At 70.8% G+C, this 23,391-nt stretch carries 20 protein-coding genes; 14 read left to right on the top strand and 6 right to left on the bottom strand.

Going from position 1 to position 23,391, the window contains the following annotated elements; translation table 11 throughout:
• Positions 1-195: DUF3054 domain-containing protein (locus AAD496_RS06285; protein WP_349827804.1), on the top strand; the 195-nt coding region annotated here is incomplete at its 5' end.
• Positions 196-275: 80 nt separating this feature from the next.
• On the opposite strand, the gene AAD496_RS06280 is transcribed toward AAD496_RS06285, so the two are convergent.
• Positions 276-653, bottom strand: a complete 378-nt coding sequence (locus tag AAD496_RS06280) for a DUF3054 domain-containing protein (RefSeq protein WP_349827803.1) — start codon at positions 651-653, stop codon at positions 276-278.
• Between the two features lie 122 nt (positions 654-775).
• On the opposite strand from AAD496_RS06280, the gene dop reads away from it, so the two are divergent.
• From dop to AAD496_RS06245, 7 genes are all read left to right on the top strand, one after another.
• The gene (gene dop, locus AAD496_RS06275; protein ID WP_349827808.1) at positions 776-2,272 is read left to right on the top strand and encodes a depupylase/deamidase Dop; all 1,497 of its coding nucleotides are present in this window, start codon (positions 776-778) and stop codon (positions 2,270-2,272) included.
• A gap of 103 nt (positions 2,273-2,375) precedes the next feature.
• Positions 2,376-2,570, top strand: coding sequence for a ubiquitin-like protein Pup (locus AAD496_RS06270; protein WP_349827802.1), 195 nt, complete (start codon positions 2,376-2,378; stop codon positions 2,568-2,570).
• A complete protein-coding gene (gene prcB / locus AAD496_RS06265; RefSeq protein ID WP_349827801.1) occupies positions 2,567-3,409 on the top strand; it encodes a proteasome subunit beta in 843 nt (280 codons plus the stop codon). Before AAD496_RS06270 ends, prcB begins: the two co-directional genes overlap by 4 nt.
• Positions 3,406-4,089 carry a proteasome subunit alpha gene (gene prcA, locus AAD496_RS06260; RefSeq protein ID WP_349827800.1) on the top strand — a complete coding sequence of 228 codons (684 nt, stop codon included), beginning with the start codon at positions 3,406-3,408 and terminating at the stop codon, positions 4,087-4,089. The genes prcB and prcA overlap by 4 nt, the downstream gene beginning before the upstream one ends.
• Positions 4,090-4,105: 16 nt before the next feature.
• Entirely contained in the window at positions 4,106-5,575 is a 1,470-nt protein-coding gene (gene pafA, locus AAD496_RS06255; protein ID WP_349827799.1) for a Pup--protein ligase, read from the top strand.
• A gap of 106 nt (positions 5,576-5,681) precedes the next feature.
• On the top strand, positions 5,682-6,599 hold the full coding sequence (locus AAD496_RS06250) for an FKBP-type peptidyl-prolyl cis-trans isomerase (protein WP_349827798.1): 918 nt from the start codon (positions 5,682-5,684) through the stop codon (positions 6,597-6,599).
• Positions 6,600-6,709: 110 nt separating this feature from the next.
• Complete coding sequence (locus AAD496_RS06245) at positions 6,710-7,084, top strand: FKBP-type peptidyl-prolyl cis-trans isomerase (RefSeq protein WP_349827797.1); 375 nt, start codon at positions 6,710-6,712, stop codon at positions 7,082-7,084.
• Between the two features lie 235 nt (positions 7,085-7,319).
• On the opposite strand, the gene AAD496_RS06240 is transcribed toward AAD496_RS06245, so the two are convergent.
• Positions 7,320-8,474 carry a DUF3866 family protein gene (locus tag AAD496_RS06240; RefSeq protein ID WP_349827796.1) on the bottom strand — a complete coding sequence of 385 codons (1,155 nt, stop codon included), beginning with the start codon at positions 8,472-8,474 and terminating at the stop codon, positions 7,320-7,322.
• A 246-nt stretch (positions 8,475-8,720) separates the two neighbouring features.
• On the opposite strand from AAD496_RS06240, the gene AAD496_RS06235 reads away from it, so the two are divergent.
• The 4 genes from AAD496_RS06235 to AAD496_RS06220 all read left to right on the top strand — a co-directional run bounded on the left by AAD496_RS06235 (position 8,721) and on the right by AAD496_RS06220 (position 15,328).
• Positions 8,721-11,069 carry a WYL domain-containing transcriptional regulator gene (locus AAD496_RS06235; RefSeq protein ID WP_349827795.1) on the top strand — a complete coding sequence of 783 codons (2,349 nt, stop codon included), beginning with the start codon at positions 8,721-8,723 and terminating at the stop codon, positions 11,067-11,069.
• Between the two features lie 106 nt (positions 11,070-11,175).
• Positions 11,176-11,457 (top strand): Sec-independent protein translocase subunit TatA, encoded by a 282-nt coding sequence (gene tatA, locus AAD496_RS06230; RefSeq protein WP_349827794.1) that lies wholly within the window; start codon positions 11,176-11,178, stop codon positions 11,455-11,457.
• Between the two features lie 33 nt (positions 11,458-11,490).
• Positions 11,491-12,279, top strand: coding sequence for a twin-arginine translocase subunit TatC (tatC, locus tag AAD496_RS06225; protein ID WP_349827793.1), 789 nt, complete (start codon positions 11,491-11,493; stop codon positions 12,277-12,279).
• Between the two features lie 115 nt (positions 12,280-12,394).
• Positions 12,395-15,328, top strand: coding sequence for a DEAD/DEAH box helicase (locus tag AAD496_RS06220; protein WP_349827792.1), 2,934 nt, complete (start codon positions 12,395-12,397; stop codon positions 15,326-15,328).
• A gap of 124 nt (positions 15,329-15,452) precedes the next feature.
• Here the strand turns inward: AAD496_RS06220 and secA2 are convergent, their stop codons facing one another.
• Both secA2 and AAD496_RS06210 read right to left on the bottom strand, forming a co-directional pair.
• Positions 15,453-17,741 carry an accessory Sec system translocase SecA2 gene (gene secA2 / locus AAD496_RS06215; RefSeq protein WP_349827791.1) on the bottom strand — a complete coding sequence of 763 codons (2,289 nt, stop codon included), beginning with the start codon at positions 17,739-17,741 and terminating at the stop codon, positions 15,453-15,455.
• A 179-nt stretch (positions 17,742-17,920) separates the two neighbouring features.
• Positions 17,921-19,801, bottom strand: coding sequence for a 5'-3' exonuclease H3TH domain-containing protein (locus tag AAD496_RS06210; protein WP_349827790.1), 1,881 nt, complete (start codon positions 19,799-19,801; stop codon positions 17,921-17,923).
• Positions 19,802-19,907: 106 nt separating this feature from the next.
• Between AAD496_RS06210 and AAD496_RS06205 the strand changes: the two genes are divergently transcribed.
• Positions 19,908-20,951 (top strand): metal-dependent hydrolase, encoded by a 1,044-nt coding sequence (locus tag AAD496_RS06205; RefSeq protein WP_349827789.1) that lies wholly within the window; start codon positions 19,908-19,910, stop codon positions 20,949-20,951.
• 330 nt (positions 20,952-21,281) lie between these two features.
• On the top strand, positions 21,282-22,040 hold the full coding sequence (locus tag AAD496_RS06200) for a polyprenol monophosphomannose synthase (protein ID WP_349827788.1): 759 nt from the start codon (positions 21,282-21,284) through the stop codon (positions 22,038-22,040).
• Positions 22,041-22,140: 100 nt separating this feature from the next.
• Here AAD496_RS06200 and AAD496_RS06195 read toward each other — a convergent pair whose 3' ends face one another.
• Together AAD496_RS06195 and AAD496_RS06190 are read right to left on the bottom strand one after the other, a co-directional pair.
• The gene (locus AAD496_RS06195) at positions 22,141-22,482 is read right to left on the bottom strand and encodes an RNA polymerase-binding protein RbpA (protein WP_349827787.1); all 342 of its coding nucleotides are present in this window, start codon (positions 22,480-22,482) and stop codon (positions 22,141-22,143) included.
• Positions 22,483-22,613: 131 nt separating this feature from the next.
• Positions 22,614-23,351, bottom strand: a complete 738-nt coding sequence (locus tag AAD496_RS06190) for a glycerophosphodiester phosphodiesterase family protein (protein WP_349827786.1) — start codon at positions 23,349-23,351, stop codon at positions 22,614-22,616.
• Positions 23,352-23,391: the final 40 nt, after the last annotated feature.

The following is a 23,391-nucleotide window of genomic DNA, read 5'->3' as shown; positions in this document are numbered from 1 at the left end:
GTGGCACCGGCGGCCCCGCTGCGCACCGGCGTCGGCCTGTGGGCGACGACAGTGCTGCTCGCCATGGTCCTGCGCGCCGTCATCGGCGAGGGGACGGCCGGCACGTTCATCATCGTCGCCGCGTCCTTCAACTTCGTAACCCTCGTCGGTTGGCGCGTCGTCACCGCCGCATCCCGCTCGAGAACTCGGGTCTGACGACCCGCACCCCCGCTTCCGAGGCGCCCTGTACTTCCCATGGGAAGTACAGGGCGCCTCGGAAGCGGGGGTGCGGGTCGTCAGACCCGAGTTCTCGAGCGGGATGCGGCGGTGACGACGCGCCAACCGACGAGGGTTACGAAGTTGAAGGACGCGGCGACGATGATGAACGTGCCGGCCGTCCCCTCGCCGATGACGGCGCGCAGGACCATGGCGAGCAGCACTGTCGTCGCCCACAGGCCGACGCCGGTGCGCAGCGGGGCCGCCGGTGCCACCCACACCGCGTTGAGCACCCAGGCGAGCACGAGGGCGACGACGAACGGCCAGGCGGTGTCGATGATGCCGGAGATCTCGAGGTTCTTCGCGTGGGTCCAGTGCCCGATCACCGTGAAGACGACGACGAACAGCAGATCCACCACGAGGGCGAGGGACACGTGAAGAGTTTTGTTCTGGGCCACCGTGGCATTCTAAGAGGGAAGAAGGGACGGAACCGATGACGCAGGGAACCGACACGCCGGGAGCGGCAGACGCCGTCCCGGGCACGCAGACCGGGCGGGAGCTCCTCTCGGTGCACCGCATCATGGGCGCGGAGACCGAGTTCGGCATCAGTCAACCGCAGAACCCGCACGCCAACCCGATGCGGGACTCCGCGCGTGTCGTCGACGCCTATGCAGGGCCGCGGGGCCTGCGGTCGAGCCAGAACTTCTGGGACTTCGAGACGGAGTCGCCGCTGCGGGACGCCCGCGGGTTCCTCATGAGCGTCGAGGACGCCCACGTCTCGCAGCTCACCCACCTGCCGCAGGCGCAGCCGGACGCGCAGTACCTGGCGAACGTCGTGCTGGAGAACGGGGCCCGGTTGTACGTCGACCACGCGCACCCCGAGTACTCCTCGCCGGAGTCACTCACCCCGCGGGACGTCGTGCTCTACGACCGGGCCGGGGACGTCGTGGCCGCCCGCGCCGTCGAACACCTGGCCGGCAGTGCGCAGCCGGTCAACCTCTACAAGAACAACACCGACTCGAAGGGGGCGAGTTACGGGGCGCACGAGAACTACCTCGTCGACCGGGACGTCGACTTCGAGGCGATCGTCGCCGGGCTCACCCCCTTCTTCGTCACCCGTCAGATCCTGTGCGGGGCCGGCCGCGTGGGGATCGGGCAGGAGTCCGAGGTGCCCGGCTACCAGATCTCCTCCCGTGCGGACTTCTTCGAGGCCGAGGTGGGCCTGGAGACGACCCTGCGCCGACCGATCGTCAACACCCGTGACGAGCCGCACGCCGACTCCACGCTGTACCGGCGCCTCCATGTGATCCTCGGCGACTCGACGCTCGCGGAGCCGGCCACGCTCCTGCGGTTCGGGGCGACCTCGCTCGTCCTCGGGCTCATCGAGACCGGCCGGGTGCCGCACCTGGAGGTCGCCGACCCCGTGGCCGAGCTCCGGGCCGTCTCCCACGACCTGTCCTTGACCCACCGGGTGACCCTCGCCGACGGGTCGACGATGTCCGCGATCGCGATCCAGAGGCTGTACCTGGAGGCGGCACGCTCGGCCGCGGGCCCGGACCCGGACGCCGACACCGCCGAGGTGCTCGCCCTGTGGCAGGAGTTCCTGGAGGCTCTCGCGACCGATCCCATGCAGTTGCGCGACCGCGTCGACTGGGTCGCCAAGTGGGCGCTGTTGGAGGGATACCGGCAGCGGGAGGGCCTCGACTGGGACCACCCCAAGCTCGCCCTCGTCGACGTCCAGTACCACGACGTCCGCCCGGCCAAGGGGCTCTTCCACAAGCTCGAGGCCGCCGGGCGACTGCAGCGCTACACCACGCCCGAGGCGGTCGAGCGGGCCGTCGACGGCCCACCAGCCGACACCCGCGCCTGGCTGCGCGGCACCGTCGTCCGCCGGTTCACGCCCGCGCTCGTCTCGGCGAGTTGGGACTCGCTCGTACTGGCGACCGGCGAGGACACAGCCGTCCGGGTGCCGATGAAGTACCCGCTCAAGGGGACACGAGCACTGCTGAAGGAGCGTCTGGACGGCGTCGAGGACGTCCCCGGCCTGTTGGCGGCGCTGGGAGTGCCGAGTCGGTGAGTACCAGCCGTCGAAGAAGCGTGTCCGAGGGCCACACGTAGACTGACCGGCACGTGTCCATCCCCTCGATGACCGGCGAACAGAAGGAACGAGCGAGAAGCACATGAGCAACCAGGAACAGATCAACCGGAACCGCACGGACTCGGGCGCACCCGACGACCTCCCGGAGGTCCAGCCGCAGGCGCAGGCCCAGGTGAACACGCAGGCCGTGGACGACGTCCTCGACGACATCGACAGCGTCCTGGAGTCGAACGCCGAGGAGTTCGTCAAGAACTTCGTCCAGAAGGGCGGGCAGTGAACACCGGATTCCCCGCCGCCTTCCTCGACTCGACCTCGAACTCCTTCGTCGAGTTCGCGCGCGCCCACGCCCCACACGTGCTGCCCGGTGGTGACGGTGCCATGACCCGCGACCTCGCCGTCCGGGCCGCCGGTGCCGATCCCCACCACGGCGTCGAGGCGCCCGACGGCACCACCATCGTGTCGCTCACGACCGCCTCGGGCATCGTCATGGCCGGTGACCGTCGCGCGACGATGGGAAATCTCATCGCCAGCCGGACCATCGAGAAGGTCCACGCGGCCGATTCCGCGTCGGTCGTCGGTATCGCCGGGTCCGCCGGGTTGGCGCTCGACCTCGTACGGTTGTTCCAGTTGGAGCTCGAGCACTACGAGAAGATCGAGGGCACGCCACTGTCCCTGGAGGGCAAGGCCAACCGGCTCGCCTCCATGCTGCGCGGCAACCTCGGGCTCGCCATGCAGGGCCTGGCGGTCGTCCCGCTCTTCGCCGGGGTCGACCCGGGCCGGGAGTCGGGACGCCTGTACTCCTTCGACGTGACCGGCGGCAAGTACGAGGAGGTCGCCTTCCACTCGATCGGTTCGGGCTCCGGCTTCGCCCGCGGGGCGCTCAAGAAGCTGTGGACCCCCGGTCTGGAGGCCTCCGACGGCGTCCGTGTCGCGGTCGAGGCGCTCGTCGACGCCGCGGACGACGACTCCGCGACCGGTGGACCCGACTTCATGCGGTCCATCGCCCCCGTCGTGTACACCGTCGACGGAACCGGCGTCACCCGGGTCGACCAGGACGCGGTCCTGGCCGTCGCCCGCGAGGTCGTCGACGCCCGGGCCGGAAGGAGCCAGGCATGAGTCAGCCGTTCTACGTCTCACCCGAACAGCTCATGAAGGACCGGGCGGAGTTCGCCCGGAAGGGGATCGCGCGCGGCCGGTCGGTCGTCGTCACCCGCTACGCCGACGGCGTCCTCATGCTCGCGCAGAACCCCTCGCAGACCCTGCACAAGGTTGCGGAGATCTACGACCGCATCGGGTTCGCGGCCGTCGGCAAGTACAACGAGTTCGAGACCCTCCGGCAGGCCGGTGTCCGCTACGCCGACCTGCGCGGGTACTCCTACGACCGGATCGACGTCACCGCCCGGGGTCTCACGAACGCCTATGCGCAGACGCTCGCCGGGGTGTTCACCACCGAGTCGAAGCCCTTCGAGGTCGAACTCGTCGTCGCCGAGGTCGGCGACACCCCGGAGTCCGACCGTCTGTTCCGGCTGTCCTACGACGGCTCGGTCGCGGACGAGGGCGACCACGTGGCGATCGGTGGCCGCGCGGAGGCGGTGGCCACGCGTCTGCAGGACTCGGCGGGCGCCTCGGCCGCGCTCGACGTCGCCCTGGCCGACGCCGTGCGTGCCCTCACCGATCCCGGCGAGGGCACGATCCCGGTCGAGCACCTGGAGGCGGCCGTCCTCGACCGCACGGTGACCTCGCACCGGAAGTTCCGCCGTCTGCCGGTGGACGAACTGCGGGAGCTGTTGGGCTGATGAAGAGGATCGGTGCATGAAGAGGATCTACGGTCTGGAGACCGAGTACGGCATCGCGTACACCGCGGGGGAGGGCCGTCGCCTGGGCCCCGAGGAGATCGCCCGGTACCTGTTCCGGCCCGTCGTCGAGTGGGGGCGGTCGTCGAACGTGTTCCTACCCAACGGCGCCCGGCTGTACCTCGACGTCGGCTCCCACCCGGAGTACGCGACCGCCGAGTGCGACCGGATCCCCGATCTCGTCGCGCAGGACGCCGCCGGACAGGAGCTCATGGTCGACCTCCTCGCCAAGGCCCAGGCGACCCTCGTCGAGGAGGGCCTGGACGGTACCGCGCACCTGGTGAAGAACAACACGGACTCCGCGGGGAACTCCTACGGCAGTCACGAGAACTTCCTCATCCGGCGCAGCATGGACTTCTCGCACCTCACCTCGGCGCTGTTGCCGTTCCTCGTCGCCCGGCAGTTGCTCGTCGGTGCCGGTGCGGTGTTGCCCGCGGCCGTGAGCACCGAGATGCAGCCGGCGGACGTCACCCGGGCCAACCCGAACGCGCCGCGGACCGAGGTCGTGGCACCCACGAGCGAACTCGTCTACGGACTGTCGCCCCGCTCGGACTTCATGTGGGAGGGCGTGTCGTCCGCGACCACCCGTTCCCGGCCCATCATCAACGCCCGCGACGAACCCCATGCCGACGCGGAGAAGTACCGCCGTCTGCACGTGATCGTCGGGGATTCCTCGATGTCGCAGACGACGACGGAGCTCAAGGTCGGGTCCGCCGGACTCGTCATCGACCTCATCGAGTCCGGTGCACCGATCGAGGACCTCACGTTGCGCCACCCCATCCGGGACATCCGGCGGGTCGCCCGTGACCTCACCGGGTCGACGGAACTCGAGCTGAGGGACGGGCGGAAGCTCTCCGTCCGGGCACTGCTCGGTATCTACCTGGAGCGCGCCCGGACCCTCGTCGACCGTGGCGACCACTCGCTCGGCGACCAGTCGACCGCCTCCCGGGTGGTCGACCTGTGGTCCCGCATGTTGGAGGCGACCGAGTCCGGTGACTTCTCCGCCGTCGACACGGAGATCGACTGGGTCATCAAGAAGAAGCTCATGGACCGGTACCTGCAGAAGTCGGGGGCGGGGGAGTCCGGCGGACTCGCGGATCCCCGGCTCGCGCGCCTGGACTTCGCATACCACGACGTCACCCCCGGTGTCGGACTGTTCCCCAAGCTCGAGGCCGCCGGGCTCGCCGCGCGGACGGTCGACGCGGCGGCCGTCACCGCCGCGACCACGCAGCCACCGGCGACCACCCGGGCGGCGGTCCGCGGTCGGTTCGTCGAGGCCGCGCACGACGCCCGCCGTGACTTCACCGTCGACTGGGTGCACCTGCGCCTCAACGACCGGATGCAGCGCGCCGTCGTCCTCAAGGATCCCTTCGATCCGACGAGCGCGGCCGCGGACACCCTCATCGAGGGGCTCGCAGCGGAGGCCTGAGCGGCTTCCCGGCTCCCCGTCGCCCGGCTTCCCGTCGCCTGGGAACGGCGGGGCGGCGGACCCCCTAGACTGACCGTCGGCCCATACGGAACAGCAAGGAGACCACGTGCTGCACAGGACAGCCAAGACCACGGTGCTCGGTGCGCTCACCGCCGCCACGCTCCTCCTCACCGCCTGTGGCGCGGGCGCCGGAGCGGATTCGCTGGAGGACGTCGCCGTCGAGGGGGCGACCGACGCCCAGCCGGAGGTCAGCTTCGACACGCCGCTGGAGATCGGTGACACGACGAGCGCGGTGGTCCGGCCCGGTGACGGCGAGACCGTGAAGGAAGGTCAGCAGGTCACGGCCAACATGACACTGGTCTCCGGAGAATCCGGGGAGATCATCGAGAGCTCCTACGAGGCCGACACCCCCGCCGGTTTCCCGATGGACACCTCGCAGATCAACCAGTCGCTGTTCGACGCGCTCATCGACGTCCCCGTCGGCAGCCGCGTGCTCATGACCCTCAACGGTGCCGCCACCCAGGGCGCGGAGGAGGAGACACTCCTCTACGTCATCGACATCACCGGTGTGGAGGACGTCCTCACCCGCGCAGAGGGTGAGGAGCAGGACCTTCCGGAAGGAATGCCGGAGCTCACCCGCGGAGACGACGGTGCCCCTAGCATCACCCAGCCGGAGGGCGACGCGCCGACGGAGCTCCAGACCCATGTGGCGATCAAGGGCGAGGGCGAAGAGGTCCGGGCCGGCGACACCACCACCGTGCACTACACCGGCTGGTTGTGGGATGACGCCTCGGAACCCTTCGACAGCAGCTGGGACCGCGGTCAGCCCTTCCCGGTCGAAGGCGTGGGCCAGGCCCCGGTCATCGACGGCTGGAACGAGGCGCTCCAGGGTCAGACCGTCGGTTCACAGATCCTCGTCGTCATCCCGCCCGAGAAGGGCTACGGCGAAGAGGGCAGCGGCGAGTCCATCCCGCCGAACTCGACCCTCGTCTTCGTCATCGACATCCTGAAGACCACACGCTGACACTGCGCTCGACGCCGCCCGGACCCCGGCACCCCACCACGGGGTTCCCCGTCGCCCGGGCCCGCACCACCGACTTCCATACGTAACGACTGACTCCAGAGGAGCACACCATGGCGAAGACCAAGCCCGAGATCGACTTCCCCGGCGACACCGCCCCCACCGAGCTCGAGATCGTCGACAACGAGATCGGCACCGGCGAGGAGGCCAAGGCCGGCGACATCGTGTCCGTCCACTACGTCGGCGTCTCGCACTCGACCGGCGAGGAGTTCGACGCCTCCTGGAACCGTGGCCAGCCGCTGCGCTTCCAGCTCGGCGTCGGCATGGTCATCCCCGGCTGGGACCAGGGCGTCCAGGGGATGAAGGTCGGCGGCCGCCGCACGCTGCGCATCCCGTCCTCCCTCGCCTACGGCCAGCAGGGCGTCCCCGGCACGATCGCTCCCGGTGAGTCGCTCGTGTTCGTGTGTGATCTCGAAGGGATCGGCTGACCACACCCGTCTCGCTTCCAAGGCGCCCTGCAGTCCGCGTGTAGAGGTGCCGGGCGCGGCGGGGTGTGAGAACCACCCCTCCCGCCCACATCGGCCCCGCCCCCGACCTCCGTAGGACTCCGGTCGGGGGCGGGGCCGATGTATGCCCGACCGCTATCCCCTCGGGGGAAACCTCACACCCCCCCGCGCCCTCCCTTGGCATGCCGGCTGGGTACCTCGGGAACGCTCGGGCGCGTCAGCCCAGGAGTGTCGCGGCGTGGGGGCCAGCGGCGGCCGCGGCGAGGAAGGCCGGGGTGTCCTCGGTGAGCCCGCGCCCCATCGTCGACAGACGCACCGGGGACGAGGTGAGCGCCTCGAACAACCCCACCGTCGAGACGTCCACCCGCCGGTGACGAGCCAGGTGTTCGGTCACCTGCTCGTCCGCCAGGTCGGAGATCATGGCCGGGTCACGGTCACACTTGAGGCGCTCCTTCTGCGGCATGTCACGGAAGTCCGGCACCGGCAGGTGCACAGGGGTGAGCGCCCCCGTCCCGACGGCCGTGAGCGTGTGGTGGGAGATCCCGTAATGGCGGCCGCGGGCATCCGCATCGGACATCCGCAGACACGCGACCGGTTCGCCCCCGAGTGCCGCCACCGCATTCAGGTGGTCCCCGACGACCATGCCGGAGAACCCGAAGGGCGTGCCCGTCCCCAGATTGCCCGGACCCTGTGCGACGACCACCACGTCGGCCTCGACGACGTGGCGCGCCGCGAGCAGCGCCGAGTGGACCGTCACCGCCTCGTGGTCACCTCCCCAGGCCTGGCCGACGGAGAACGTGGAGTGCAGCCACCCCGCCTCGACGAGACCGGCGACGGCGCGGGAGAACGGCAGCGCGAGCGCGGCTCCGTCGGTCATCACATAGGAGACACGGGCCTCGGGCGCCGCGGTCCGCAGACCCGCGATGACGGCGGGCAGTGCGGAGTGGAGGTCCGCGACGACGACGGGCATGCCGTCGATCGAGCGCGCCTCGGCGAGCACGTGATGGTGTGGTGACTCCTGATCGTCGACCCCGAGCACCATCGTCTGCGTGGGGGAGTAGCGGTCCTTCACCAGGTGCCCGTCGGCCGGCGGGGGATCGGCGGGCAGGCGGTCCGGCAGCGCGACGACGAGCGCGAAGCCCCCGGTCCCCAGCCCCCGCGCGAGGGCCGACACGTTGAGCAGGACCCGATCACCCTCCTCGGGAGTCCCCACGAGGTCCGCATAGGCGATCGCCCGGATCGGCGCGATCGCCTCACTGCTCTGCTCGCCCGCGGTACCGGGGAGCGGGGTCGACGGGCGGGCCCACACCTCGCGGACCCCCGGCCACTCGCCCTTCACCGATTCGACTGTCGCCTCGCGCCAATGGATCATGCACGCCACCGTACCGGGAACCACAGCCGGAGTCCCGGACCAGGACCCCACAGGCTGTGCCCGACGCCACCCGGCACCCCGCCCCGATATCGTCGGCGACCCTCGGTATGTCACGACATATCCGGGGTCACCGGGGACATCGGGGCGGTTGTCTGACCGTGGCCGGAAAGTCGCCGGGCAGTCACTGGACAGTAGCCGGTCTGTCGCCAGGCCGTCGCCGGGTGATGCTTGCTACATTCAGGCCTCGTGGGTACCCCAGTGCATGACCAGTCCGAACGCCTCCTCACGCTGCTCTACGTGCTGCGCCGATCGGAACGAGGTCTCACGGCCGGACAGATCCGACGCCTCGTCGAGCCGTACCGCGCGCACCCGGACACCACCAAGGGGAACGAGGCGTTCACCAAGCAGTTCGACCGCGACAAGGCCAAGCTCCGCGAGCTCGGCGTGCGCATCCAGGCCATCACCCACGACGCGCAGGGACCCCGGCTCCTCGACGTCGCCGAGGAGCCCACGGATGCCGAACTCGCGGCCCTCGACGCGGACCCCGACGCCGAGGCGCCCCGCACGGGCAAGGCTCCCACGACACCTCGCGGTGAGGCCCTGTCCGAGCCGGTCTACCGCATCGCCCAGGAGGACTTCGCCCTCCCGGAGATCACCCTCACCGGCCCCGAACGCGCGGTCCTGTCACTCGCCCGCGGCTTTTGGCGCGGCTCCGAGCACGAGCGGGACATGGAACGCGTCCTCCGCAAGTTCCGCGCCGACGGTGGCGACCTCACCGGCACCGATCCCACGGCCGACCCCGACGACGCCACCCTCGCCTCCACCCTCCCGGGCCCGGCGCCGCTCGCCCCGCACCTCGGCACCCCGACCTTCGTCGACGCGACGTTGCGCGACGCCCAACGGTTCGTCGACGAACGCCGCCCCGTGTCCTTCCGCTACCGCAAGCCCGGCGAGGCGCCCTCCCGCCGCACCGTCCAACCCTGGGGCATCCACCAACGGGGGAGGACCGCCTATCTGGCCGGATACGACCTCGACCGTGACGGGGTGCGGTACTTCCGCCTGTCCCGCGTCGAGGGGCCGATCCGCGCCCTCGGTGGCTCGTCCGGCGCGCGCACCTTCGAGATCGACCCCGACTTCGACATCGCCGCCGGGTTCCGGTCCCTCGACGCCGACCAGCGTGACACCGGCCCCATCGCCGTCGACCTCGCTGTCGTGCCCGGACGCGGCACCCCGCTGCGCGACGACGCCGTCGAGATCGAACCCGCGGCCATCCGTCTGGCCGCCGGCTCCCGCGACCGCCTGCGCCTGGAGGTCGCCGAACCCGCCGCCCTCGTCGCCCGGGTCGCTCCGCTCGTACCCCACGCCGTCATCGTCGCCCCGGAGTCGACGGCGACCGCACTGCAGGACCACCTGCGGGCCACCGCCGACGGGCTGCGCCGCGCGGCCGCCACACCCCTGCCGGACCTCCCGGAGACCGCCGCGGGCCGGAAGAAGAAGGTGTACAAGAAGCGGGAGGACGCCGTCGACGTCGTCCAGCGCTGGCTGCGGCTCCTCGTCCACGTCACCGAACACCCTGACGCGCGTCTGGACGAGACCGCCGCCCACCTGGGTCTCGCCCCGGAGGAGCTCGAGGCCGAACTCGGCACCATCAGCGTCGTCGGGCGCGCCGACGAGCCCCACACCGGTTACATCCGCGCGGAGGTCCTCGGCGACCGGATCGTCGTCGACAACGCCGCGGAGATCGCCCGCCCCGCCCGCCTCAACGGCACCGAGACCGCCGCGCTCCTCATCGCGCTCGACTTCTTCGCCGCCACCGCCGGCCACGAGGTCCGCCGCACCGTCGACTCCGTCCGCGACAAGCTGCTCACCACCCTGGCGAGCTCCGAGGCCGGGGCACCCGCCCGTCTCTCCGTCCCCGAGGTGCCCGCCGAGTTCCGCGACGCCCTCGACGCCGCGATCCGCCGGGGCACCACCCTCGACCTCGTCTACTACGTCGCCTCCCGCGACGAGCTCACCGAACGCACCGTCACCCCGCGCCGCCTGCGCCTGGCCGACGGCCTACGCCTCGACGCCTGGTGCCACACCGCCGGCGGCGAGCGGACCTTCGCCGTCGAGCACATCCGCGCCCTCGCCCCGGCCGCCACCGAACCCACGACCCCCGCCGCCGAGGCGCCCCGCACAGGAGCACCGGACGCCCGGGGCGCCTCGGGAGCGGCGTCCGAGCAGGAACCGGACGGGCTGCGTCGGGGAGAGGACCAGGGCGCCTCGGGAACGGCGTCCGGGCAGGAGGACGCCCGGGACGACGACCGGGAGGTCGTGCTCGTGCTCGATCCTCAGGCCTCGTGGCTCGCCGACGAGATCGTCGGGGCCCGGACCGTGCACGACACGCACGGGCCAGGCTCCGTCACGCTCGTCTACCGTCCCTGGGGATCGGCCTGGCTGACGGGCCTGTTGTTGCAGCACGGCCCGCACGTCCGCGCGATCGGGTACGCCGACGGGGCCGGGGGTACGCCGCCGGCCGTCGATCGGGCGATCGCGCGGGCGGAGGAGGCCCTCGGGTTACGCCCGGGTGGCCAGTCGCCGACGCAGGGGTGAACCATCCCGGTCGCGCGAGCCGATACCGTGCGTGACTGGTGACGGAACACCCAGGCACCGGGTCTAGAATGAACCGTCGCCGTACCCACGACCACCGAAGGAAACCATGTTTCGCTCCATCGAGCCCTGGCACCTGATCGTCGTACTGCTCGTCATCCTTGTCATCTTTGGTGCTCCCAAGCTTCCGTCGGTGGCAAAGAACCTCGGCAAGTCGATGAAGATTTTCAAGTCCGAGGTCAAGGACCTACGCGGGGACGACTCCGAGGAGAAGGACACCCCGCAGGAGATCACCGACGCCCAGCGCGCGGGTGAGGCACGGACCGGGACGGCCACGTCGAAGGACGAGGTCCCCGGTGTGACCGTGGACGAGACCGACCGCAAGAACTGACCGGTGGGTCCCACCCTCCCCGCCCCTCCCAGGATGAAGAAGACCCGTAACCCCGAGCGGACCATGCCGCTCATGGGGCACCTCAAGGAGCTCCGGAACCGCATGCTCGTCGCCGGTTTCGGCGTGCTCGTCGGTGCCGTCGCCGGTTGGTTCCTCTACGACCCGGTCCTGCAGCTCCTGCAGGCCCCGGTCAAGGAGATCTCCGACCAGGCCGGACGTGTCGCCGAGGTGAATTTCGCCTCGGTCGCCTCGCCCTTTGACATGAAGATCAAAATTTCACTGTTTATCGGTGTACTCGTGTCTTCACCAGTCTGGCTCTTCCAAGCAGCAGCATTTATTTTGCCCGGACTTACCAAGAAGGAAAAGAAGTACGCTCTTTCTTTCGTTTTCGCCTCACTACCACTGTTCATCGGGGGATCTGGTCTAGCGTGGTTCGCAATTCCGAAGGCGGTTGAGGGCCTCACGTCCTTCACGCCGGAGGGGTCGACGAACATCATCCCAGCACAGGACTACCTGACCTTCGTCATGGTGGTCATCGTGGTGTTCGGCCTCGCCTTCGTCCTGCCGGTATTCATGGTCGGGTTTAACATGCTGGGAATTCTTTCCGCCAAGCGAATACAAAAGTCTTGGCGCTGGCTAGTGGTGCTGATATTTGTTTTTGCAGCAATGGCATCCCCAGCACCTGATGTATTGTCAATGTTCATTCTTGTGGTCCCAATGACCGTCCTTTTCTCCCTCGCCTGGTTGCTCTGCTTCCTCCACGACCGCAGGGTCAAGAAGAAGATGATCGCGGATGGCACCTGGGTCGAGCCGGAGGAGTGAGCCCGACGCCGCCCGAGCCCCGGCACCCCGCCGCTGCTCAGGGCTGATCCCTCTGCCTCCGGGGTGAGTACCCGCACACCCGGCGGCTCCTCTGACACGCGTATCATCGGGGATCATGGATTCCGAGCTCACGCCCGCGCAGGCCTACGCAGCATTCACGGCGAAAACTCGGTCGCGGAAGGGCCGTGCCCCACATCAGGACTCCGCGTCGAAGGGGACCCGCGGTGGGTCCGTGCTCGACGACTTCCGCCTCGAGTTCGACCACGGCCTCGACGATTTCCAGGTCCGTGCCTGTGAGTCCCTGGAGTCCGGACGCTCCGTCCTCGTCGCCGCACCCACCGGCGCCGGCAAGACCGTCGTCGCCGAGTTCGCGGTGGCACTGGCCATCGCCCGCGGCGTCCGCGTCTTCTACACCGCGCCCATCAAGGCCCTGAGCAACCAGAAGTTCCAGGACCTCTCGGCGCGCTACGGCGCCTCCCGGGTCGGTCTCCTCACCGGCGACACGACGATCAACCGGGACGCCCCGATCGTCGTCATGACGACCGAGGTCCTGCGGAACATGGTCTACGCCGGGCAGGACCTCGCCGATCTCGGCTTCGTCGTGCTCGACGAGGTGCACTACCTCGGCGACCGCTTCCGCGGGCCGGTCTGGGAGGAGGTCATCATCCATCTCCCGGAGCACGTGCGGCTGGTGAGCCTCTCGGCGACCGTCTCGAACGCCGAGGAGTTCGGCGACTGGCTGTCCGAGGTCCGCGGCAGCACCGAGGTGATCGTCTCCGAGCACCGTCCGGTCCCGCTCCACCACCATGTGGCCGTCGGCACCGACATCCACCCGCTCTTCGAACCCTCGGGCCCGGCCGGCGACACCACCGGTCCCGGTGGGCACCGTGACCGGAGCGGGACCGGGAAGAAGGGCTCCAACAAGAACGGCTCCGTGAAGAAGGGGAAGGGCACCGCGGCCAAGCGCGGGCCGGGAGTGCAGGGCGCCTCGGCGGCAGTGGGTCGATCCGGACCCCCGCGGGTCTCCCGCGACCTCCAGCAGGTGGTCCGGCCCTTCGTCGGGCGCGGCGGCTCACGCCGGGACAAGTACCGGCGTCCGGGCGGTCACCTGCGGTTCCGGCGGCCCTCGCGGGTGCTCATCGCCCGGGAGCTCGACGAGGTCGGACTGTTGCCGGCGATCTTCTTCATCTTCTCCCGTCGGGGGTGTGACGACGCGGTCGAGCAGATGCTCGCCGGCGGAGCGGACTTCACGACGCAGGAGGAGAAGGACCACATCCTCGCCCGGCTCGACGACCTGATCGACGAAGTCGCGACCGAGGACCTCGGTGTGCTCGGCTTCCACTCCTTCCAGGAAGGGCTCATGAAGGGGTACGGCGCCCACCATGCCGGCCTCATCCCCGCCTTCAAGGAACTCGTCGAGGAACTCTTCGCCGACGGCTACCTGCGGCTCGTGTTCGCCACCGAGACCCTCGCACTCGGGGTCAACATGCCCGCGCGCACCGTCGTCCTCGAGAAGCTCACGAAGTTCAACGGCGAGTCCCACGTGCAGATCACGCCGGGCGAGTTCACCCAGCTCACCGGGCGTGCCGGGCGGCGCGGCATCGACGTCGAGGGCCACGCACTCGTCGTCTGGCACCCGAGCATCGAGCTCGCCGACATCGGTGCCCTGGCCTCGAAGCGCACCTACGCGCTGCGCAGCCAGTTCACGCCCACCTACAACATGACGGCCAACCTGCTGGCGCGGATGACCGTCGAGGACGCGACCGGGGTCCTCGAGACCTCCTTCGCCCAGTTCCAGGCCGACCGTGGTGTCGTCGAACTCGCGCGCCGCGTGCGGAAGAACGAGGAGGCGCTGGCCGGGTACCGGAAGTCGATGGCCTGCGACCGCGGCGACTTCGAGGAGTACGCGGCGCTCCGCCAGCAACTGACCGACACCGAGAAGTCAGCGGGGAAGACGCGCAACCGGGTGCGGCAGGTGTCCGCCCTGGAGTCCCTGGACGAGGTCGCCCCCGGTGACGTCATCGTCCTGCCGGGGTCGAAGATCCGCGGGGCGGCCGTCGTCCTGACCGGCACGGAGAACCGGGGCGGGGCCACGCGACTGCCGAGTGTGCTCACCGAGAACGGCAAGATCTGGCACCTTCGCCCGCACGAGGTGCAGCACCCGGCCCTGCCGCTGGGCCGCGTCCGCATGCCCAAGAAGTTCAATCTCCGCAGCGGGGGAGAGCGGCACCGGCTCGCCCAGTCGCTCGCGTCCGCCCTCGAGGCCGGCAAGGTCGAACGACCCGCGGAGGCGATCGCGCGCTCCCGGCAGGAGGGCGGGCGTGCCCGGACGAAGGGCGCCCGGGTCGACGTCGACGAGATCGAGCGGCTGCGGGAGGCCATCCGGTCCCATCCCTGCCACGACTGCCCCGACCGCGAGGCGCACGCCCGCTGGGCCAATCGGGTGCACCGTCTGGAGAAGGAGGGCGCCGGGCTCACCCGGCAGATCGAGAAGCGCACGAGCTCGATCGCCCAGGTCTTCGTCCGGGTCCGCGAGGTCCTCACCACCCTCGGGTTCCTGCCCGACGACAGCCGGATCCTGCGCCGGATCTACGGCGAGCGGGACCTGCTCACCGCCATGACCGTCCGCGAGGGGCTGTGGGACCGTCTCGACGAGCCGGAGGTCGCCGCACTCGCCTCGACGCTCGTCTACCAGGCACGCCGGGCCGAGATGTACGGCCGGAGGACCCTGCCCTCGGCCGGGGTCGAGGAGGCCTACGGAGATCTCCAGCGACTCTGGAAGGACCTCTACCGCCTGGAGGAGGACGCCGGGCTGCCCACGACCCCGGAGCCCGACGACGGACTGGCGAACGCCGTGTTCCGGTGGACCGAGGGTGCCACGCTCACCCGCGCGCTCGGGTCGAGCGACATCGCGGCCGGCGACTTCGTGCGCTGGGCCAAACAGACACTCGACCTCCTCGGGCAGGTCGCCGAGGTGTGCGCCCCGGCCACCGCGCCGACCGTCCGCCGCGCCGCCGAGGCGATCCGCCGCGGGGTCGTCGCGGATTGAACTGTGCTCGACGCCGCCCGCCCCCCGGCACCCCACCGCTGCTGAAGGCGAGAGGGCGCATACCCGCGGATCCGAGACCGGAATCCGCGGGTATGTGCCCTCTCGACTGTGAGTGGCGCGCGCTTCAGGTGCTCGCCGCGCCGACCCGCTTGACGAAGGACTCGATGTCGGAGCCGAAGGTCGACTCCGTCGTCAGGTAGGTCCACGTCGACGAGGGCCGCTTCATGCCCTGGGCCGGCAGGTCGATGCCCGCGGAGGTGAGGGCGTCCTCCGGGAGGTCCTCGAAGGTCGTCACGGACTGCTCGACGACGTCCTCCCAGAAGGTCCCGAAAGCGCGGATCGACTCGGTGTTGAACGCCTCGTGGGGCTTCTCCCGGGCGAGCGTGCGCAGGTGGATGCCCTCGCGCAGGTCGTTGAGGAAGGCGAGGTGGTCGACCCACCGGGCGTCGAGGCGGAACAGCAGGACGTCGCGGACCGCCTCCCGGAGGACCTCCTCGCCCACCCGGTCGACCATCGCGTCCCAGGCCTCGTCACCGAGTGCGGTGCGGACCTCGTCCTGGCCGGACTCGTCACCCTCCATCGACCGCACGGCGGCACGACGGCGCAGGACGACCTCACGCTGGCGGCTCATGAGCTGGTTGAAGCGCCAGGTGTCACGATGGATCGCGGTGTTCTCGCCCTCGGCGGTGCGCTGGGCGTGCTCGACGAGCTGGGCGGCGCGCTTGGCGGTGATGTGACCGGTCTCGTCACCCTCCTCGACGAAGCGCTGGGCCTCCGGTACGCGGGCCATGAGGTCGTCCTCGAGCGAGGTGAAGAAGACGGAGGTCCCGGGGTCACCCTGGCGTCCCGCACGGCCACGCAGCTGGTCGTCGAGGCGGGAGGAGTCGTAGCGTCCGGCGCCGATGACGAGCAGGCCACCGGCCTCCTCGGCCTCGGTGTCGAGGCGGATGTCGGTACCGCGTCCGGCCATCTGCGTGGACACCGTCACCGCACCGGCATGTCCGGCCGCGGCGATGATCCGGGCCTCGTCGGCCTCGTCCTTCGCGTTGAGGACCGCGCACTCGACGCCGCGGGCGCGCAGGCGCTCGGCCAGGCTCTCCGACTCCGCCACGGACCGGGTGCCCACGAGCACCGGTCGGCCCTCGGCGTGGGCGGCCGAGATCTCCTCGACGATCGCCTTCTCCTTCGACTCCTGGAAGGTGTAGAGGCGATCGGGTTCGTCGACGCGGATGAGTTTCTCGTGCGGCTCGACCGGAACGATCTCCAGTTCGTAGAACTCCCGTAGGTCGTCACCGACGGCGAGAGCCGTGCCCGTCATGCCACAGACCGTCGTGTAACCGTGGATGAGTTCCTCGACGGTGATCTGGTCGAGGATCTCGCCGCTCGCGGTGGTCTGCAGTTTCTCCTTCGCCTCGACGGCGGCCTGCAGCCCGTCGGGCCAGCGCTGGAGTTCGGCGATCCGGCCACGGGACTCGGAGACGAGCTTGATGCGGCCGTCGACGACCAGGTAGTCGACGTCCCGCTTGACGAGCGCCTTGGCGTAGAGCGCCAGGTTGAGGGAGGCCAACGTGGCCGCGTCCTCTCCGAACAGGTCGACGTCGAGTTCGACCTCGACGTGTTCGATGCCCTCCTCGGTGAGCGACACCGCCTTGTGGTCGGCGCTCACCTCGTAGTGGACGCCGGGGACCAGGTTCTCGGCGAGGACGGCCATCTCCGCGTCGGCGTCCTCCAGCGTGGAGGACCCCGCGAGGACGAGGGGCACTCGGGCCTCGTCGATGAGCACGGAATCCGCCTCGTCGACGATGACGACCTCGCGGTCACCCACGCGGACGTCCGCGTCGTCGAGGACGAACCGGTCGCGGAGGACGTCGAAGCCGACCTCCGAGACCGAGGCGTAGACAACCTCGGACCGGTAGGCCTCCCGGCGGGCGTCCTCCGTGTCGTCACCGCGGACGGCGCTCACCGACACACCCAGGAGTTCGAGGACCGGTCGCATCCAGTCGGCGTCACGCGCGGCGAGGTAGTCGTTGACGCTCACGACGTGTACCCGACGGCCCCGCAGGGCGTAACCGGCCGCGGCCAGGGCACCGACGAGCGTCTTTCCCTCACCGGTGTTCATCTCGACGACGGTGCCGTCGAGCAGACCGATGAGGCCCTGCACCTGGGTGTCGTAGGGGCGTTCACCGAGTGTGCGGTCGGCGACCTCGCGGGCCAGGGCCGCATAGGCGAGCACCTGGTCCTGCGCATTCCCGGTGGTGAAGACCTCTCCGGCCTTCTCCGTGAGTTCTGCGTCGTCGAGGTCCGCGTACTTCCGGCCCAGTTCCTCCAGGCGGGGCCACCGTTTCTGCAACCAGCCGATCCGGCGTCCGGCCTGGGAGCCTGGTCGGTTGAGCAGTCGGGTGAGGAGTCCCATGCGGTCGTACTCTCTTCCTCGTCGTCGATCGGTGTGCCGGTGCTGTGGCCGTGCCGGACCAAAGTCTAGGGTGGCGCGCGCCACGTCTCTGCCAGGAGGCTTCCAGGCTGTGTTCTCGGGCCCGTTCGGGTCGTGTTCTCGGGCCCGTCCGGGTCGAGCCTTCCGAAGCCCGCCCGGGTTCAGCGTTCGAAGGGCCAGTCGCCGCTCACGTCGTTCCCGCTGCGGCCCTTGCGCTGCAGGTAGGCGCGGAAGTCCGCAGCCTGGGCCGCTTTCCAGTCGATCTGCGCCGCATGGACGGCACGGGCGTCGAGGCCTCCGACCTCCGGGTGGGCCCGGGCGATCCGCAGGGCCATGAGCGCGGCCGCACGGGCGTCCGCCGTGGCGTCGTGAGCGTCGTCGAGCGCCACGCCCCAGACCGCCGTGAGGGTCGTGAGGTCACGCTTGCCGCGGCGGTACTTCTCCACCTGCTTGTCGAGGACGAAGGTGTCGACGACCGCGCCGACGACCTCCTTGGCGGTCCGCGGCGTCCCGTCGGGTGCGGTCTGTCCGGTCCGCAGGGACTCCGCCTGCAGGATCGTGAGGTCGTAGACGACGTTGTGCCCGACGATCACCCCGCCCTCGGCCGCGACGGCGGCCAGGGCGTCGAGGATCGAGGCGACGCCGGTCGCGGGGTCCTGCCCCTCGGCACGCACCCGTTCGTTCGTGATCCCGTGGACGGCGATCGCCGCCTCGGGGATCGGCACGCCCGGGTCGAGCAGCCACTCCCGCGGCTCCAGCGGCACGCGCAGCATGGGATCCGGCCGCGCACCCCCGGTGGCCGCCGGGACCGGACCGAAGGGGACGAGTGCCGCGGAGACGATCCGGGCGGTCCGGGTGTCGACGCCGGTGGTCTCCAGATCGAACCCGTAGAACGGACCGGTCGACCAGGGTGCCCCCTCGCCGGAGGCCTCAGCGGTACCGGAGGAGGCGGCAGGTCCGGCGACGGCCGTGGAGACGGCCGGTGTGTCGATCGGGAGCGCCGCCTGTACCTCGGCGCCCGCGGCACCCGCCGGGCCCGCGGATCCACCCGCGGCAGCTCCACCGGAGTCCGCCCCACCCGCGGGCGCGCCACCACCGACCGCGTCCAGTGCCGTGAGCAATCGCTGTACCGACCGGTCGACGGCGTGATGGTGCGCCAGGTCCGCCAGCGCGCCCGGATCCCGCCGGTCGGCCACGCGGTCGGCCGCGGCCATCAGGTCCGCGACCGGCAGGTCCTCCTTGCAGCGCATGACCTCGAAGGTCGCCCGCACGGCGTCCGCGTGGGCGAGGATGCTCTCCCGCCGTTTGGGGGAGAGTCCGTGCTCCTTCTGCCCGGCCCCGGCCGCCGCGAGGATCCCCTCGAGCGTGCCGTAGCCGGCCAACAGCTTGGCCGCGGTCTTCTCGCCGATCCCGGGGGCGCCGGGAAGACCGTCCGAGGGATCACCCCGGAGGGCGGCGAGCATGCGGTAGGTGGTCCCGTCGGGCACGCCGTAGAGTCCGGCGAGGTCCTCGACCCGGGTGGTCTCCCACTGGCCCTTGGGCCGCGGTCGGTGCAGGCGCACGTCCGCCCCGTCCCGCAAGAGCGCCAGGAGGTCCCGATCGGGGGAGACGACGGCCACCGGCACCCCGGCGGCCACACCCGCGACGACGAGGGAGGCGATGACGTCGTCCGCCTCCGTGCCCTCGATCGACCCGATGGGGATGCCCGCGAGTTCCAACAGCCTGGTGAGCACGGGCACCTGCGGTTCGAGTGCCGGCGGGGTCTCGATGCCGCGTTCGGCGTCGGTCACCCGCTGGGCCTTGTACTCCGGGACGAGCGCGGTCCGGAAGGCCGGGCGCCAGTCCGCGTCCATGCAGGCGACGACCCGGGCGGAGCCGAGGTCCTCGACGAGCGCGGCGACCGAGTCCACGAGACCGCGCACGGCCCCGATCGGCATCCCCTGTGGATCGGTCATGTTCTCCGGCATGGCGTAGAACGACCGGTAGTACAGCGCCGGGGTGTCGAGGACGACGAGCGGGGTGGTGTTCGCGGCTGAGTTCACGGCGTCCACCCTAGCGGGCGCCTCGGACGCCATTCCTCACCGCACGCGCTGCCGCACGCCCTCCCGGGGTGCGGACCGGCCCTCCGGGGTGGGATACTCTCCGACCGTGACTCTCCACGACTCCGCCTCGAAGACCTCCGCCCCGACGACCGTCCTCTCCGGCGGTGACGTGTACAGCAGCGCCGACCCGTTCGCGACGGCGCTGGCCGTCGACGGGCCCACCGTCGCCTGGGTGGGTGGCGACGAGGCGGCCGCGGACACCGTGGGCGGCCCCGACGCCACCCGCATCGACCTCGCCGAGGACTTCGTCACCCCCGGCCTGGTGACCGCCGGGCTCGACCTCCGCACCCACTCCGTGACCGCGGAGGATCTCGTCGCCGCCGGCATCACCGCCGCCCACGTGGTCGGCCAGTCGTCCGCCGTGGCCTCCTTCGCTGACCGTGCCCCCGCCGGCTTCACCGTCCACGCCTACCCCCTGGACGCCGCCGAGGCGCCCGCCGACCCCGCGGACACCGTGCCTTCCGGCCCCGCCGCCGTCCGCGTCACCGACCTCGACACCACGGCCCTGCCGGCCGCCGCCCGGTTCCTCCTCGTCGACGACGCCGCCGACCTGGCAGCCCTCCGCACGCTCCTGGCCGACTCCGCCTTCCGGACGCATGCGCAGCGCCACGCCTACCGCGTCCTCGTGTCGACGCCGCTCGGCGCGGAGGACGTGGACCCGCTCGCCTCCTCCGGGATCGGCCTCACGCTCGATCCGGCCGCGCACGACCAGCCGCTGGCGCCCCTTCTCGCCGCCGGCGCCCAGGTGAGCTTCGCCCTCGACCCGGCGCGCCCCTGGGCGACCCTCGCCGCGGCCGTCTTCGGCACGACCGCCGGGATCTCCGCCCGTGCCGCCTTCAACGCCGTCACCCGGTTCGCCCACCGCGCCACCGGCGATTTCGAGGGTGGGACCCTGCGGCCCGGTGCACCCGCCACGATGGTCCGCTGGAAGGTCTCCGAACTCGTCGTCCAGGTCGCGGACGAACGCGTGGCCGCCTGGAGCACAGACCCCCGGTCGGGGACGGCCGGGCTGCCCGATCTCTCCGATCCCGCGCAGCTCCCCGAGGTCGTCACCGTCTGGCTCGCAGGCTCACCGCAGACCCGTTCCTGAACTTTTCCTGAGCAGAGTTCCTCGGATTCTGACCCGCCTCACCTGCACCGACACATGTCACTGCAGGTCAGACCGCGGTTGTCCGTGACCTCTCGTCCGAGTAAGTTCGGACCCCTGAGCCACACGGCGGCCCGGATCCCCGGGACCTCGTCGACGGCCGTGACCCGGTGCCGGCGCCATTAGAAAACTCCGCGGGGGACTCACCTCCACGGAGGCCCGAAGGTGTCGGCACCGGGTCGTTCCTGAGAGCTCCCGCACGGGATAGGACTCCCCGGACCACCCTCCGTCCGGACTCCACAGGACACCACTTAGATGCCATACAGTGGCACGGTGCTCACATTGGTCGTCATCCCCACGTACAACGAACGCGAGTCCCTGCCCGTCACGCTCGAGCAGATCCACCGCTACAGCCCCGCCGCCCACGTCCTCGTCGTCGACGACGCGTCCCCGGACGGCACGGGGGAGTGGGCCGCGGAACGCGCTTCCACCGACGAGCGGGTCCACGTCCTCCACCGCCAAGGCAAGGGCGGCCTGGGCGCGGCATATGTCGCAGGGTTCCGCTGGGCACTCGATCGTCCCGAGTACGGCATCGTCTGCGAGATGGACGCCGACGGGTCCCACCGCGGCCGCGACCTGCCCCAGCTCCTGGCCGCCGTCACCCCCGACGACTCCGGCCACTCCCGCGCGGACCTGGCCATCGGCGCCCGCTGGATCCCCGGCGGCGCCGTCGTCAACTGGCCGCGCGAGCGTCTGGTCCTGTCCCGCGGCGCGAACATCTACGTGAACCTCCTCATGGGCCTGGGCGTGCGCGACGCGACCGCCGGCTTCCGCGCCTACCGCCGCGAGGCCCTGGCGGCCATCGACCTCGACGGCATCGAGTCCCGCGGCTACAGCTTCCAGGTCGACATGACCCGCCGCGTCGCCGACGCGGGCCTGCGCATCACCGAGGTGCCGATCGTCTTCGTCGAACGCGTCCTCGGCGAGTCGAAGATGAGCGGCGACATCATCCAGGAGGCCGTCGTCCGCGTCGCCCGCTGGGGCCTCGAACGCCGCCTGCGGCAGCTGGGTGCCTTCCTCCCACGCCGCTGAGCCCGACACCGACCGCACCCCGCCGTCGAGGCGCCCCGCCCGGGACGACGAACGCCCCACCGGTCTCATGGACCGATGGGGCGTGGGTGTCGTCGGGGGTTCAGACCTGCGGGGGCAGCTCGCCGCGGCGGATCTTGAGACGCTCGTCGAGGAGCACCTCGAGCTCCTCGAAGGAGCGACGTTCGAGGAGCATGTCCCAGTGCGTGCGCACGTGCTTGCCCTCCTCGTCCTCCGGCTGCTCGGCGCCGACGCGCTGGCCCAGGCCGTGCGTGCCGTCCTCCCAGGTCGCGGGCACCTCGGCCTCGACGGAGAAGGTCACGGTGAAACGGGTGCCGTCCTCGGTCTCGTACTCCACCACCTGCCGGGGTGCCGGCTCGACCCCGGACTCGGATTCCAAGCTCCGGGAACCCAGCTGGGTACCGCGCAGACTGCGTTCGCTCATGACACACCTTCCGGTCGACGACCACTGATCGGACGAATACAACAGTCTACGGCATCGGTTTCTTCCCGCAGGCGTCGATCCCGGTGGTCGCCCGGATCGGGGTGACGATCACCGCGTCGTGAAGGCCGTGGTCACCGCGCCGTGAACTCCGCGACCACCTCGGCGGCGAGCAGCGGGTGATCGGTGATGAGGGCGTCGACCCCGGCTGCCAGCGAACGCTCCATGTCCGCCCGGTCGTTGACGGTCCACTCGTGGACCTGGAGTCCCGCGGCGTGGACGGCCCGGACGAACCGGCCGGTGACGACCGGGATCCCCGCCTGGGCACGGGGGACCTGGAAGCAGTCGAGGGCCGGGTGGAGCCCGCGCGCACACCCCAGGGCGACGACGCGGGCCGTCTCCGCGGTCCCGGCGGAGGTCGGCACGTCGGGCAGGGCGCGGCGCAGGCGCTTCAAGCGGGCACTCGAGAACGAGGCGAGGCGGATCCGGTCCGCGGCCCCGGACCGGCGGACGGTCCGCACCATCGCGGCGACCGAGCGGTCGGCCTTCACGTCGATGTTGAAGGAGGTGTCCGGTAGGTCCTCGAGGGCGTCCTCCAGCCGTGGGATCAGCCCGCCGTCGGCCAGGTCGACCCGGTCGAGATCGCGGGCGGACAGATCGCCGATCGCCGCGTCGATCCCGGCCAGACGGTCCAAGCGTTCGTCGTGGAAGGCGTAGAGCACGCCGTCCCGGCTCGCGTGCACATCGGTCTCGATCCACGTGATCCCGGCAGCGACCGCCGCACGGAAGGCCGGCAGCGTGTTCTCGGCACAGCCGGGCCACAGGCCACCCCGGTGAGCGATGACGAAGGGGGTCGGGGGAGAGGAGTCCACAGCGACGATCCTATCGACGCCCCGTCACGCCGGAACGCCG

It is taken from the genome of Brevibacterium litoralis, assembly GCF_040212315.1.
GTDB lineage: Bacteria > Actinomycetota > Actinomycetes > Actinomycetales > Brevibacteriaceae > Brevibacterium > Brevibacterium litoralis.
The sequence above is the reverse complement of the archived record's forward strand: the minus strand, read 5'-3'. Positions and strand labels throughout refer to the sequence as shown.

Coding starts and splice junctions, on each gene's coding strand:
- dop (WP_349827808.1), top strand. CDS start 776: ATGGGCGCGGAGACCGAGTTCGGCATCAGTCAACCGCAGAACCCGCAC.
- AAD496_RS06270 (WP_349827802.1), top strand. CDS start 2,376: ATGAGCAACCAGGAACAGATCAACCGGAACCGCACGGACTCGGGCGCA.
- prcA (WP_349827800.1), top strand. CDS start 3,406: ATGAGTCAGCCGTTCTACGTCTCACCCGAACAGCTCATGAAGGACCGG.
- pafA (WP_349827799.1), top strand. CDS start 4,106: ATGAAGAGGATCTACGGTCTGGAGACCGAGTACGGCATCGCGTACACC.
- AAD496_RS06245 (WP_349827797.1), top strand. CDS start 6,710: ATGGCGAAGACCAAGCCCGAGATCGACTTCCCCGGCGACACCGCCCCC.
- AAD496_RS06240 (WP_349827796.1), bottom strand. CDS start 8,474: ATGATCCATTGGCGCGAGGCGACAGTCGAATCGGTGAAGGGCGAGTGG.
- tatA (WP_349827794.1), top strand. CDS start 11,176: ATGTTTCGCTCCATCGAGCCCTGGCACCTGATCGTCGTACTGCTCGTC.
- tatC (WP_349827793.1), top strand. CDS start 11,491: ATGAAGAAGACCCGTAACCCCGAGCGGACCATGCCGCTCATGGGGCAC.
- AAD496_RS06220 (WP_349827792.1), top strand. CDS start 12,395: ATGGATTCCGAGCTCACGCCCGCGCAGGCCTACGCAGCATTCACGGCG.
- secA2 (WP_349827791.1), bottom strand. CDS start 17,741: ATGGGACTCCTCACCCGACTGCTCAACCGACCAGGCTCCCAGGCCGGA.
- AAD496_RS06195 (WP_349827787.1), bottom strand. CDS start 22,482: ATGAGCGAACGCAGTCTGCGCGGTACCCAGCTGGGTTCCCGGAGCTTG.